This window comes from Pseudonocardia hierapolitana, assembly GCF_007994075.1.
GTDB lineage: Bacteria > Actinomycetota > Actinomycetes > Mycobacteriales > Pseudonocardiaceae > Pseudonocardia > Pseudonocardia hierapolitana.
Genome location: NZ_VIWU01000001.1, coordinates 6,835,491 through 6,848,623, shown reverse-complemented (window position 1 = coordinate 6,848,623; position 13,133 = coordinate 6,835,491). Strand labels below are relative to the sequence as shown.

General features: G+C 72.1%; 13 protein-coding genes. 2 read left to right on the top strand and 11 right to left on the bottom strand.

The genetic code is table 11. The features are described from left to right. Positions 1 to 60: 60 nt before the first annotated feature. The 5 genes from FHX44_RS32320 to FHX44_RS32300 all read right to left on the bottom strand — a co-directional run bounded on the left by FHX44_RS32320 (position 61) and on the right by FHX44_RS32300 (position 5,139). Complete coding sequence (locus FHX44_RS32320) at positions 61 to 858, bottom strand: IclR family transcriptional regulator (protein WP_170309126.1); 798 nt, start codon at positions 856 to 858, stop codon at positions 61 to 63. Positions 859 to 908: 50 nt separating this feature from the next. Next, positions 909 to 1,856 carry a DUF6282 family protein gene (locus FHX44_RS32315; protein WP_147259242.1) on the bottom strand — a complete coding sequence of 316 codons (948 nt, stop codon included), beginning with the start codon at positions 1,854 to 1,856 and terminating at the stop codon, positions 909 to 911. Positions 1,857 to 1,922: 66 nt separating this feature from the next. After that, positions 1,923 to 3,332: an MFS transporter gene (locus FHX44_RS32310; RefSeq protein WP_147259241.1), complete on the bottom strand. Its 1,410-nt coding sequence runs from the start codon at positions 3,330 to 3,332 to the stop codon at positions 1,923 to 1,925. A gap of 88 nt (positions 3,333 to 3,420) precedes the next feature. Further along, entirely contained in the window at positions 3,421 to 4,344 is a 924-nt protein-coding gene (locus FHX44_RS32305) for a hypothetical protein (protein ID WP_147259240.1), read from the bottom strand. A gap of 6 nt (positions 4,345 to 4,350) precedes the next feature. Further along, positions 4,351 to 5,139, bottom strand: coding sequence for an HpcH/HpaI aldolase family protein (locus FHX44_RS32300; RefSeq protein ID WP_170309125.1), 789 nt, complete (start codon positions 5,137 to 5,139; stop codon positions 4,351 to 4,353). Between the two features lie 140 nt (positions 5,140 to 5,279). Between FHX44_RS32300 and FHX44_RS32295 the strand changes: the two genes are divergently transcribed. Beyond that, a complete protein-coding gene (locus FHX44_RS32295) occupies positions 5,280 to 5,849 on the top strand; it encodes a carboxymuconolactone decarboxylase family protein (protein WP_147259238.1) in 570 nt (189 codons plus the stop codon). A gap of 108 nt (positions 5,850 to 5,957) precedes the next feature. Here FHX44_RS32295 and FHX44_RS32290 read toward each other — a convergent pair whose 3' ends face one another. Together FHX44_RS32290 and kce are read right to left on the bottom strand one after the other, a co-directional pair. Continuing rightward, positions 5,958 to 6,713, bottom strand: a complete 756-nt coding sequence (locus FHX44_RS32290) for an SDR family NAD(P)-dependent oxidoreductase (protein ID WP_147259237.1) — start codon at positions 6,711 to 6,713, stop codon at positions 5,958 to 5,960. Beyond that, a complete protein-coding gene (gene kce / locus FHX44_RS32285; RefSeq protein WP_147259236.1) occupies positions 6,710 to 7,651 on the bottom strand; it encodes a 3,5-dioxohexanoate:acetyl-CoA acetone transferase in 942 nt (313 codons plus the stop codon). Before kce ends, FHX44_RS32290 begins: the two co-directional genes overlap by 4 nt. A 210-nt stretch (positions 7,652 to 7,861) precedes the next feature. Between kce and FHX44_RS32280 the strand changes: the two genes are divergently transcribed. Then, positions 7,862 to 8,560 (top strand): GNAT family N-acetyltransferase, encoded by a 699-nt coding sequence (locus FHX44_RS32280; RefSeq protein WP_147259235.1) that lies wholly within the window; start codon positions 7,862 to 7,864, stop codon positions 8,558 to 8,560. Positions 8,561 to 8,614: 54 nt separating this feature from the next. Here FHX44_RS32280 and FHX44_RS32275 read toward each other — a convergent pair whose 3' ends face one another. From FHX44_RS32275 to FHX44_RS32260, 4 genes are read right to left on the bottom strand one after another with little or no spacing between them, the layout of a single operon-like run. Next, positions 8,615 to 10,087 (bottom strand): protein adenylyltransferase SelO, encoded by a 1,473-nt coding sequence (locus tag FHX44_RS32275; protein ID WP_147259234.1) that lies wholly within the window; start codon positions 10,085 to 10,087, stop codon positions 8,615 to 8,617. A gap of 44 nt (positions 10,088 to 10,131) precedes the next feature. After that, on the bottom strand, positions 10,132 to 10,476 hold the full coding sequence (locus tag FHX44_RS32270) for a nuclear transport factor 2 family protein (protein ID WP_147259233.1): 345 nt from the start codon (positions 10,474 to 10,476) through the stop codon (positions 10,132 to 10,134). After that, positions 10,473 to 11,945: a carboxyl transferase domain-containing protein gene (locus FHX44_RS32265; protein WP_147259232.1), complete on the bottom strand. Its 1,473-nt coding sequence runs from the start codon at positions 11,943 to 11,945 to the stop codon at positions 10,473 to 10,475. The genes FHX44_RS32270 and FHX44_RS32265 overlap by 4 nt, the downstream gene beginning before the upstream one ends. Beyond that, the gene (locus FHX44_RS32260; protein WP_147259231.1) at positions 11,942 to 13,132 is read right to left on the bottom strand and encodes a CaiB/BaiF CoA transferase family protein; all 1,191 of its coding nucleotides are present in this window, start codon (positions 13,130 to 13,132) and stop codon (positions 11,942 to 11,944) included. Before FHX44_RS32260 ends, FHX44_RS32265 begins: the two co-directional genes overlap by 4 nt. Between the last annotated feature and the right edge of the window lies 1 nt (position 13,133).

Sequence of the window (13,133 nt, the reverse complement as noted above, 5' to 3'; positions counted from 1 at the left end):
GGCGAAACCCGATCGGGCCAGCGGGGTCGTACGCGCGGCCACGAGCCCGGTCGACTCGGGCTACGAGGCCTCCACGGAGTCCGCGACGTCGTCAGCGCCGCCGGGAACGAGCGACCGCCAGACCTCGGCGCCCCCCATCTCCACCGTGATCCGGAAAGCCGCGCGCCGGAGCGCGGCGGCGATCTCCGCGTCGTCGGGCGGCCCGCCGACAACGGCGACGGTGGCGGCGATGCCGTGATCGTCGAAAACGGGGGCGGCCAGGACGGCCATGCCCACCGGTGCGCTGACGGTGGAAAGGCCACGCTTGCCGGCGTCGGCCACCTCGGCCTCGATCCGGCGCCGCTTGACCGGGTCCAGGCTCTCCCAGTACTTGGCGATCGTCTCGTGGTCCTTGGAGAAGCACAGGAAGAGGTGCCCTTGGGCCGAGTCCATGTCGAGGGTGGTGCCCACCCGCACCGTGACCAGGATCGGGCCGGTGCCGATCTCGTTGACCAGCGAGACCACCGGGCCCGCCGAGCCCCACAGGGAGAGCACGACGGTGAGCCCGGTCTCGCGGGAGAGGCGGCGCATGTGGATCGGCGCCAGGTCGAGCACGCGGCGCTGGCCCTGCGCCACCGCGCCGAGCTGCACGAGCAGCGGACCGGGTTCGTAGGCGGCCTGCTCCTCACGCGAGCGCTCCAGGACGCCGGCCAGCACGAGGGAGCCGAAGTATCGGCTGACCGTGCTGCGGTTCAGCCCGACGAGTGAGGCCGCCTCGGCCACCGTGAGCCGGGGCCGGTTGACGGTGAACAGGGCCAGCAGCTGTCCGACGCGCTGCACCGCCTGGATGTCGCCGGTGCCGCCCGAGCCGCTGGTCAACAGTCCTCCTCCGCGTGCGTCCGGCGACTATACCGAGCACCCCCCGCCGCTCACGGGAACAGCAACTGCGCTGCGTTGCCGCCCACCATCGCCCTGATGTCGTCCTCGGCGTTCCCCGCGTCCAGCAGGGCGCGCACCATCCGCCGGTACGCCGTGACCGGCAACGGATTGCCCTTCTGCCCCAGATCGGACGAGAAGACGGTGTGCCCGACACCCGCCTCGCGGAGGAAACCGGCGACCTTCTCCACGGGCGGCTCGGTGGCGTTGCGCCCAACCACCATGGCCAGGCAGTGCTCGACGTAGGCGCCCTGCCGGCACCAGGCGCCGATCCGCTCGGGGGCCGCACCGACGATGAAGTCGGGGTGGCTGACGACGATCCGCTCGACCCCGGCCGCGACCGCCGCCGGCACCAGCACGTCGATCTCGTCGGCCGGCAGGTGCCCGCAGTTGAGGATCGCCGACTCCCCCGCGATGACCGACAGGATGTCCCGCGCCTCCGGGACGAGGGCACCGTCCTCGCCCACCACGCTGATCGGCTCGTTGTCGCGCAGCGGGATGCCGGCGACGGGGAAGCCGCTGTGGTGGTGGTGGCGATGGAACTCGATGTGCGCCGTGGACGAGATCGTCGGGAACCACACCACCCGCCCACCCAACCCCAGCGCGAGCTCCACCGCATACGGGTTGAGCCCGCCCACGGTGCGGTTCAGCGCGACACCCCCGAACACCCGCACCCCGGTCTCGGCCAGCCCGACCGGCCCCAACGCGAGGATGTCGGTCTGCATGCTGTGGTGGTGGGACTTCGCGACCAACGCCCGGAACCCGACCGAGGCCGCATCCACCGCGGCATCCAGGATCGACATCCGCCGCGGGAACGGGCTAGGCCCGGGATGGGTGTGCAGATCGACCGCGCCGACGAGCAACCCGTCGACCTCCGCGTCCGGGACGAACCGGTCCGCGTCGAGCGTCTCGTCCCACAGGCCGCTGACTGTCTGGGTCATCAGGAACTGCCCTTTCTCACGTGATTGCGGTCGCGTCGGGCGGCGAGCCGACCCGGCTCAGCGGTGTCACCCCTGCTCCTTCGCCGGGGTGAGGGACGGGGCGGGTATGACGCCGACCGGGGGCGTCACGTCCACCCGGTGCGCGTCCTCTCCCGCACGACGCAGGTCGATCCCCCTCGTCTCGGGCCCGCACATCGTCGCGACGAGGATCAGGATCGCGCCGAACGCGGCCAGGATGCCCGCGGTGTGGACGAACGGCACGAGGGCGCTGAGCCAGATCATGTAGTAGGAGAAGAAGGACGGGATGATCACCGCGGTCCCGTAGGCCACGCCCCATCCGGTGGACCGGACGATGGTCGCGAAGCGCTCGTTGATGTATGCCGGCAGCACGCCGAACGGGGCGACGGTGAGGCAGTGCGCCGCCACCGCGAGGAGGGTGAGGTTCCACCACCCGCGGACCGACCCGGATCCCACCAGCGTGATCACCACGGGGTACAGCGTCAGCTGGAGCGCGCCGCCGATGTAGAGCGCAGGCTTGCGGCCGATGTGGTCGGAGAGCCAGCCGAAGAAGATGTACGACGCCATGCAGACCGGGATGACCAGCTGGGTGTTGGCCAGGTCCGCGGGGGTGTAGCCCTCGTTCTGGAGCAGGAACTGGTTCAGAACGCTGGTGGTCACGGTGACGATGAAGAAGAGGCCCGTCATCGTCACCCACGCCTGGATGAACGCCCGGCCCGGCCTGCCCCGCAGGATCATCCGCACCGGCGACTCCACCTGTTCCCCTGCCTCGGCGACCGCCTGCTTCTGGATCTCCGACTCGTCGACCCTGCGGCGCAGGAACCAGGCGACGAGGAACGACAGGACGAAGCCGAGGACGAACGGCAGGCGCCAGCCCCACTGCACGTAGGGCGAGTCCAGCCCGCCGCTGGGCGCGACCAACAGGGTCAGTGCCATCGCGACCGCCACGAGGAGCGGGCCACCGCTCGCCGCGCACTGGATCAACGCGCCGATCAGGCCCCGCCGGTGCGGCGGGGCGTACTCGAGCGCCATCGGGGTGGCAGCGGTGTACTCCCCGCCGAGGAAGATGCCTTCGACGAAGCGGAGCACGAGCAGCAGGGTCGTCGCAGGGATCGCGCCGATCAGCTCCGCGCCCGGCAGGCAGGCGATGAGCAGCGAGATGGTCCCGAACCCGTAGATCGTGACGGCGCCGATGCGGCGGCGCCCGATCCTGTCCGCGAAGTGCCCGAAGATCAGGCCACCGAGCGGGCGCCCGAGCAGGGTCGCGGCGAGCGTCATGCCCGCGAAGATCGACTTGGTCTCCGCGGACATGTCGCCCTGGAAGTAGACGAGCGCCGGCAACAGCACCGACGACGCGATGTAGATCGAGTACGAGTCGACGGCGAAACCGGCCCAGGCGCTCAGAACCGCCCGCCGTCGCCGCGTGACCGCGCTCGGGCCGGAAGTGCTCTCGGGCATGACAAGTCTCCTTCAACGCTGAAGACAGCTTGACCATGGGGGCACTGCGGACTTGCCGTGACGAGATCCCGTCACGACCGGAGGAGGATCAGTCGACGGGGCTCGGGTACTCGTCGGCGTTGAGGACCCATCCGGGCCGCGCGGAGAAGTCGCGGCGGGGGCCGGCGAAGATGTCGATGAGGTGGTTGGCCCGCCACCCGATGCCCTGGGAGGTGTGGATCGTCGGCGGGGGGATGATCGTCAGGGACGGGCTCCCGACCCGCGCGTGGTCCTCCGGCCGCCACTGCCGGCCGTCCGTGCCCCACGGGGTCTGGATGTGGTGGATGTAGGTCCCCTCGACCACCAGGCTGGCCTGCTCGAAGTCCTCGTGGAAGTGCGGCGACATCCTGGACAGGTCCCGCGGGCCTGCCGACGGGGGCAGGAAGTTGACCATGAACGCCCGGGTCCGGAAGATCCGTCCGAAGCGCTTCGGGTCGGCCGGTACGTCGGACATGAGGTAGGTCCGCCACCGGTAGCCGTCCACCGGCTCCGGCCAGGGTTCGAGCGGAGCGACGTGCGGGTGCGGGGTCTCGTACGCCGCGGCGTTGGACGCCTTCGCGGCCCACTCGGCCTCGTCCGACTGCAGCAGCGAGACGACCGGGCCGGTACCCGTGCTCGTGATCGCGCTCTCCCCCGGCGGCACCACCACGAGCGCCGGGCCGGTCACCTCGTGGGTGTCGCCGGTGCCGGTCGTGCCGCTGACGGCACTGCTCTCGTCGATCAGCAGCAGCACCTGCTCGGACCGCAGCGCGGACTTCCAGACGAGGTCACCCGCCACCGGCTCCGTGTAGATCAGCACGAAGTTCTGCCCCCGGACGATCCACTGGCTGCTGCCTGCGGCCGACACGACGTCGGGCGGGAGCACGGAGAAGTCGAGGAACTGCGGAGCGGCGATACCGCCATCCGCCACCGGCGCCGATGCGCTGCTGGGCGCGGCCAGTGCCGAGCGCGGGTCGTCCTTCGCGTAGGCCATGGGTGGTCAGTCCTCCTCGTCTGCGGTGGGTGCGGCGAGCGCGGAGCGGGCCGTCGACGTGATCCGCCGCGCGGCCGTGCCGAACATCCCCGTGTCGTTCCCGACGAGGAGGAACCGGCAGCCCTGTTCGGCGCGCAGCCGGATCTGGTCCTCGCCCTGCACGACGGTCCCGACCGGCACGCCGGCCTCCACGGCCGTCGCGATGCACGTGGTGACCGCGTCGTGGACGGCGGGTGAGCCGGCGGGTTCCCCCATGGACAGGGAGAGGTCGCCGGGGCCGATGAACACGGCGTCGACGCCCGGTGCGGTCAGGATCGCCGGTAGGTCGTCGACGGACTCCTTCTCCTCGATCATGGCGATCCGGGCGATGTCCTCCTGCCCGACGCGCACGTACTCGGCGGGGCCGCCCGGGAGGTCGCCCCACAGCCCGGCCCGCGACGCGTACCCCATGCCGCGGGTGCCCTCGGGCGGGAAGAGGTACTGGCGCATGGCGGCGCTCGCCTGTCCCGCGTTGGAGACGTGCGGCACGAGGATGCCGGCGGCGCCCGCGTCCAGGTAGCGCTGCGCGTCGCCATAGCCGTGGTCGGTGATCCGGACCAGCGGCGCGACGCCCATCCGCGAGTACACGACCACCAGCGAGTAGACGTCCCGGACCGAGAGCAGCGCGTGCTCGGTGTCGATGACGACGAAGTCGAAGCCCGCCTCGCCGAGGAGCTCCGCCACCTCGAGCGCCGGGATCTTGACGAAGGTGCCCACGACCGGCCGGTCGGAGGATCGGAGCAGCTCACGGAACACGACGGCCCTGTCCTCCCTGTGTTCAGCTTGCGAACATGTTGTTCGCGATGCAGACTCGCATTCCGGGAGCTGGTCGCGCAAGAGGAAGCCCCGGCCCGGCGTCCCGTATCGGTTCAGTGGGAGAGAGAGGAGGGCACACCGTGACCGAGCGCCTGTCCCGCATCGCCCCGGAGGCCATGACCCCGGAGCAGGCGGAGATCTACGCCAGGTTCACCGGCGGCAAGCGCACGAAGTCGTCCTTCTCGCTCGTCCATCCGGAGGGTGGGCTCATCGGGCCACCGAACGCATGGCTGCTGAGCCCTCCCCTCGGGCGCGTGTTCGAGCGGATCGGCTGGACCATGCGGTACGAGCTCCAGCTCTCCGACCGGGCCTGCGAGATCGCGATCCTGCTCGTCGCGTTCCACCGCGAGAGCCCGTTCGAGCTGTACGCACACCGGAAGGCGGGGCGGGCCGCAGGCCTCACCGACACCGAGATCGAGGGTCTCGCCACCCGCACCCCGCCCACGTTCCGCTCCGACGAGGAGCGCACCGTCTTCACCACGACGCTGGCGATCCTCGACCACCAGAACCTCGACGACGCCGAGTACGCCGCGGCCACGGCCACGCTGGGCGAGCGCGGGCTCTTCGAGCTCGTGACCCTGGTGGGCTACTACGACCAGGTCGCCACCCAGCTCGCGATCTTCGGCGTGGAGCCGCCCGGCGACGCGTGAGCCGGCGGATCCCCGGGGGGAGGGACGCGTCGGCGGCTCCGAGGCGTCCGCCGCTGCCGCGCAGAGCCGGATCGAGGTGGTCGACCCAGGCCTTGCCGGCAGGTCCGGTCAGGCCGAGTACCCGCCGTCGACGGGCAGGACGACGCCGGTGACCTGGCTCGCGCGGTCGCTCAGCAACCACGCGGCGGCGTTGGCCACCTCCGTGGTCGTGCCTGCCTTCCGCAGGGGTACCGCGGCGATCCGGCGTTCCACGGCCGCCGGGTCGTTCTGCCGCCACTGCGTGAGCATCGGGGTCTCGGTCGGCCCGGGGGCGACCACGTTGACGCGGATGCCGAGCGGCCCGTTGTCGTGCGCGGCGGTGCGGGTGAGGCCGATGACCGCGTGCTTCGTGGCCTGGTACGCACCGAGGCCGGTGTTGCCGCGGAACCCGCCCACGCTGCTGGTGTTGACGATCGACCCGCCCGACTCGCGCATCGCCCGGATCTCCTCGCGCAGGCACAGCCACGTGCCCTTGACGTTCACGGCCATGATCCGGTCGAAATCGTCCTCCGACACGTCGTCGAGCCGGCCCTGCCCGTTGATGCCGGCGTTGTTGAAGGCGCCGTCGAGCCGGCCGAACCGGTCGAGGGTGGCGTCGACGAATCCCGCGACATCGGCTCCGACGCTGACGTCACCCGGGGCGTACGCGACATCGTGCCCCGCCTCCGTGAACTCCTCGGTGAGCGCCGCGAGCGCGTCCTTCGACCGCGCGGCGAGCATGACGGAGGCGCCCTCCCCGGCGAAGACCCGTGCGGCGTCGGCCCCGATGCCGGTGCTCCCACCGACGACGAGCACGACCTTGCCCGCGAGCAGTCCCGTCGTCATCGCTGCAACACCACCTTCTCCGCGCCCTTGAGCGCGAGCATCCGCCGGACGTCGGCCGGCGTCGCGATCTGCTTGCCCAGGTCGGCGAGGATCTCCCGGGCCTTGCGCACCTGTTGCGCGTTGCTGGTCGCCTTCTCGCCCTTGCCGATGTAGAGGTTGTCCTCCAGCCCCACCCGGACGTGACCACCGAGCCAGGCGCTGTGCGTGCAGAACTGCATCTGGTGGCGTCCCGCGGCGAACGCGGAGAAGTGGTAGTCGTCGCCGAAGAGCTTGTCGGCGATGGCGACCATGTGCGTGAGGTTGGCGTGGTCGGCCCCGATCCCGCCGAGGATCCCGAAGACGCCCTGGATGAGGAACGGCGGCGTGGCGAGCCCGCGCTCGGCGAAGTGCGCGAGCGTGTACAGGTGCCCGATGTCGTAGCACTCGTACTCGAACCTGGTGCCGCCCCGCTCACCCAGTTCCCGCAGCGCGTACTCGATCTGCTCGAAGGAGTTGACGAACGGCCTGCGGTAGGTGTTCTCGACGTAGGGCTTCTCCCACGCGTGCTTCCAGCTGGTCACCTTCTCGGCGATGCCGGAGAAGACGAAGTTCATCGACCCCATGTTGAGCGAGGCGAGCTCCGGGCTGAACCAGGTCGCCGCGGCGAGCCGCTCCTCGATCGTCATGGACGACGCCCCGCCGGTCGTGATGTTGACGACCGCGTCGCACCGGGCGGCGATCGGCGGGATGATCTCCTCGAAGACGGCCGGCTCGAAGGCCGGTCTGCCGTCCTCGGCGTGGCGGGCGTGGAGGTGGATGACCGCCGCCCCGGCCTCCGCCGCGGCCAGCGCCTCCGCCACGATCTCCTCCGGCGTGATCGGAAGGTGATCGCTCTGCGACGGCACGTGGACCGAGCCCGTCACCGCGGCACTGATGATCACCCGCTCCGCGGCGATCACGTCGATCCCCCGGCTGGAAGCATGTGTCGACCTCCGCGTCGTTCGAGATACGAACTCGCCGTTCACCATACGGGTCGGTTGCTGGCGCTGTCCACGGCGCCGGCGAGCACGACGACCCGCCGGAGCTACGCGGGACGGCAATTACCGTGAAGATCGGTCCCGGCTCGCCGCCGGCCCCGGTCCGCTCACCCCTACTGGAGGACCTCGCCCGTGAGCGAGCAGCACGTTCTCGACAACCCGATCCGCGCCTCCCTCCTCGGCCCGCACGCGCACTTCGCGGTGCGGCACGGGTCGGCGGTGCGGTACCCACCCGACGTCTGCCCGTTCGTGGCGCTGCCCGACGAACCGGACCTCGGCGCGTGGACGGACCTCGCCGCACTGGTCGGGCCGGACGCCACCGCGGCCGTGTCGGCACCGCGCGTCGAGCCGCCGCCGGGCTGGGAGGTGCTCGCCGAGATCGCCGCCGTTCAGCTCGTCGACGCCGGTGTCGAGGTCGACCCGGACCCCGAGGCGGTGGTCCTCGGTCCGGCGGACGTGCCGGAGATGCTCGCCCTCGTCGAGCGGACCCGGCCGGGGCCGTTCCTGCCCCGCACCGTCGAGATGGGCACCTACCTGGGCATCCGACACGGCGGCGAGCTCGTCGCGATGGCGGGCGAGCGGCTGCACCCGCCGGGTTGGACCGAGATCAGCGCCGTCTGCACCGACGTGCGGTTCCGCGGGCGCGGGCTGGCCACGCGGCTCGTGCTGGCCGTCGCCGCGGGGATCAGGGAGCGCGGCGAGATCCCGCTGATGCACGCCGCGGTGTCGAACGTGAACGCGATCCGGCTGTACGAGTCGCTGGGCTTCACCCTGCGCAGGCACACCCGGTTCGTCGGCCTCCGCGCGCTCGCCGACGCGGCCGTCGCCTGAGACGGCGGGCCGGCCGGGGCGCCGCCCCGATGGCGGCTGCCCGACCGGTCGGGCTCAGGTGCCGCAGTAGGTGACGTGGGGGCGGCTGCCCGCCGGCGCCGGTTCGGCGTAGCGGTCCAGCCCTTCACGCTCGACGAACGGTTGGGAGACGACCTCGACGAGGCGGTGGAACGGCGCCATGTCCCCCGCGGTGGCCGCGGCCAACGCGTCCTCCACCACGTGGTTGCGCGGGATGTAGACGGGGTTGACCCGGTCCATCGCCGCCGCCACGGCGTGGCGGTCCGGGGGCAGCAGGGCCTCCCACCGAGCCGACCACGCGTCGAACGCCTCCGGCTCGGTGAACAGCGACCGCGCCTGCCCACGGTGCGGATGATCCGGGCGCAGGTGCGACGACAGCGTCCGGAAGAACCGCGTGAAGTCCACGTGCTGGGCGTGCAGCAGCGCCAGCAGGTCCCGGAACAGCGACGCGTCCGGCGCCTCCAGGCCGAGCTTCGCGACCATGCCGTCCGCCCAGTACCCCTCGTACCGCTCGACGAACGAGATCACCACCTCGGTGGCGGCCCCTACCGCCGCGTCCACGTCGTCGTCGATCAGCGGAAGCAGTACCTCGCCCAGCCGGGCGAGGTTCCACTGGGCGATGCCGGGTTGGTTGCGGTAGGCGTAGCGGCCGCCGTGGTCGATCGAGCTGAAGACCGCGGCGGGGTCGTAGGCGTCGATGAACGCGCAGGGGCCGTAGTCGATGGTCTCCCCGGAGATCGTGGTGTTGTCGGTGTTCATGACGCCGTGCACGAATCCGACGAGCATCCAACGCGCCACGAGCGACGCCTGCGCGTCGACGACCTGCCGGTAGAACTCCAGGTAGGGGTCGGCCGCCTCGGCCGCGTCGGGGAAGTGCCGCGCGATCGCGTGGTCCGCCAGCTGCCGCACGAGCGCCGGGTCACCTGCCGCGGCCGCGTACTGGAACGTGCCGACCCGCAGGTGGCTCGCCGCGACCCGCGCCAGCACCGCACCGGGCAGCAGCGTCTCCCGCACGACCTGGTCCCCGGTGGCGACCACCGCGAGCGCGCGGCTGGTGGGGACGCCCAGCGCGTGCATCGCCTCCCCCATCACGTACTCCCGCAGCATCGGCCCCACCGCCGCCTTGCCGTCCCCACCGCGGGCGAAGGGGGTGCGCCCGGAACCCTTCAGGTGCAGGTCACGTCGCTGCCCCCGGCGGTCGACGAGCTCGCCGAGCAACAGCGCCCGCCCGTCGCCCAGCCGGGGCTGGTAGGCGCCGAACTGGTGGCCCGCGTATGCCTGCGCGACGGGACGCGCATCCTCCGGAAGCCCGGCACCCACGAGAAGCGCGACACCCGCCGGCGTCCGCAACGCCTCGTCATCGAGCCCCAGCTCACCGGCCAGTTCCTCGTTGAGGACCAGCAGGGCGGGCGACGGTACCGGCGCGGCCGTCCACGGCACCGACAGGCGGGGCAGCTCGCGGGCGTAGGAGTGGTCGAACTGCAGCAGCGGTCCGGCGCTGACGCTCATATCCCGAGGCTACGTGGCGGGCCGGTTCGGTTGCCCCGACTGGATCAGCCGGTGGGGCTGATCACCAGCCGGGCGATCCGGTCGCCACGGAACTCGAAGGTCATCGGCCCGGTGCCGTTGAACCCGTTGCCCGTGACCCGCAGCGTGGCGACCACCCGGTCGGGGTCGTCCGTCGGCTCCAGCGAGACCAGTTCGAAGTGCGACTGCTTGCCGATGTTGTCGGTGCGGTTCCACGACGCGATGCCGTCCCGGCCGTGGAACACGTTGCCCCAGTCGTCGAGGACCGCATCGTCGGTGAAGGCGGCGACGAACGCGTCGGAGTCGCCGGTGTTGGTGGCGTCGATGAAGGTCTGCAGCGCCGCGGGGACGGCGCTGGTGCTCCCGGTCATGGCTCTCTCCTCTTCCGCCCGTCCGCTCTGATCCGCGTCGCATCCCGGATGGCCGCGACGCAGGCCGCAATCATGGCGTGCGCGAATGCCTGCGGGTCGTCGTGGGCCGCGGGGCGTTCCGGCACCACGACGTGCACGATGCCCTCGTCGAGCAGGTCGAAGGCACTCACCCGCTGCCGCTCGGCCATGAGCGGCGCGTGAGCCGTGTCGTGGTGGACGATCGCGCTGGCGCCCTCCGGCGGCAGCGGCGACAGCCATGCGTGCTCGGCGGCGATCACGCGGTCGGCCGGCAGCAGGGCGAGTGCCGCTCCCCCGCTCCCCTGCCCCAGCAGCACCGACACCGAGGGCACCGACAGGCTCGACATGTCGGCGAGGCAACGTGCGATCTCCCCGGCGAGCGCGCCTTCCTCGGCGCGCGGGGAGAGGGCGGCGCCGGGCGTGTCGATCACGGCGACGAGCGGGAGGCGCAGCTCCTCCGCCAGCCGCATGCCCCGGCGCGCCTCGCGGAGCGCGGTGGGGCCCAGCGGCCGGTCCGGCGTCTGGTGGCGGCGGTCCTGCCCGACCAGCACGCACGGCAGTCCGCCGAACGCGGTGAGCGCGAGCAGCAGCCCGGCGTCGCGCTGCCCGTCGCCGGTGCCGCTGAGCGGGATGACGTCGTCGGCGCCGAGCCGCAGCAGGTCGCGGACGCCGGGGCGGTCCGGCCGGCGGGTCAGCAGCACCGACTCCCATGTCGACGTGCGCCGAGGCGGTGGCGCGCCGAGGCCGGGGGTGGGCAGCGGCACGTCACCGACGACGCTCGGGGTGAGCAGCCGCAGCACGCGGCGCGCCACCGAGGCCAGCTCCTCGGGGGCCACGACACCGTCGATGACGCCCTTCGCGACGAGGTTCTCGGCGACCTGGACCCCGCTCGGGAACGGCTTGCCGGTGAGCGCCTCCGCGATGCGCGGACCGAGGAATCCGATGAGCGCGCCGGGCTCGGCGACCGTCACGTGCCCCAGCGACCCCCAGGACGCGAACACGCCACCCGTCGTCGGGTTGCGCAGGTAGACGAGGTAGGGCAGGCCCGCGGCCTTGTGCGCCACGATGGCCTTCGAGATCGAGATCATCTCGACGAACGCGGGCGTGCCCTCCTGCATCCGGGTGCCGCCCGAGCAGGTGGCGACGAGCAGCGGAAGCCGTTCCCGGGTGGCCCGCCGGACCGCCGTCACGATGCGGCCTGCGGTGGCCCGGCCGATCGACCCGGCGAGGAAGGCGAACTCGCCCGCGATCACGGCGACGCCGGTTCCCTCGATCGTGCCCGCGCCCGTCACGACGGCCTCGTCGACGCCGGAGCGCTCCTGCGCCGCCACGAGCTGCGCCGCGTACCCCGGTTCGAGTCCGGTGAGGTCGATCGGGCTGTCCCAGCTCTCGAAGGTGTCACCGAGCACGAGCCGGATCAGGTCGCGGGCACTCGGACGGGTGCGGATCATCGGCGCTCCCCTCCCGCGAGCCAGGCGCGCACCGAGGCCCCCGCACCGTCGAGCGTCGGCGGTGCTGTGTGCTCCGTCCTCGTGACTTCACGGCCGTCCCGGTCGAAGAACCGCAGCGGCGGGCCCGCGAGCTGCACGCGACCCAGTGTGTCGTGGTCGACCTCGATGAGCAGTCCCTGGCTGCGGGTCTGCTCCCACGCGTACACCTCGTCGAGGGTCCGCACCTTGCCCGCGGGCACCCCCGCCTCGGCGAGCCGCACGAGCAGGTCGGCGGCCGGCCACCGTCCGAAAACGTCCTCGATGAGTCCGACGAGCTTCTCGCGGTGGGCGACCCGCTCCGGGTTCGTGGCGAAACCGGACATCTCGGGGTCGATGTCGAAGGCCGCGCAGAACCGCTGCCAGAGGCCTTCGCTCCCGACGGCGATCTGGACCGAGCCGTCGGCGCAGCGGAAGAGCCCGTACGGCGCGATGGACGCGTGGTGGTTGCCCTGCCCACGCCCGACCTCGCCGGCCACGGTCCACCTCGTGGACTGGAAGCCGTGCACACCGACCGTGGCGGCGAGCAGTGAGGTGCGCACCACCGTGCCTGCGCCGGTACGGCCGCGTTCGAACAGCGCGGCGATGGCCCCGTAGGCGCCGTACATGCCGGCCAGCAGGTCGGCGATGGGCGTCCCGACCTTCTGCGGGTCGTCCGGGCCCGGCCCGGTCAGCGACATCAGGCCCGCCTCGCCCTGCGCGATCTGGTCGTACCCCGCCCGGCCGCCCTCGGGACCGTCGTGGCCGAACCCCGTGATCGAGAGGATGACCAGCCGGGGGTTGGCCTCGTGCAACACGTCGAACCCGAGCCCGAGCCGGTCCAGCACGCCGGTGCGGAAGTTCTCGACGAGGACGTCCGCGCGCTGGACCAGCTCGATGAGGACAGCCCGGTCGTCGGGCGCCTTGAGGTTCAGCGCGATGGACTCCTTGTTGCGGTTGGCGGACAGGAAGTACGTCGACTCGAGCCGGTCCGCGTCACCCACGAAGGGCGGGCCCCAGCCGCGGGTGTCGTCCCCCGCGCCCGGCGCCTCGACCTTGACGACCCGCGCACCGAGGTCGCCGAGCATCATCGTGGCGTGCGGGCCGGCGAGCGCCCGGGACAGATCGACCACCAGCGTGCCGGAGAGCGGGCCGCGCGCGGTGTCGGACATC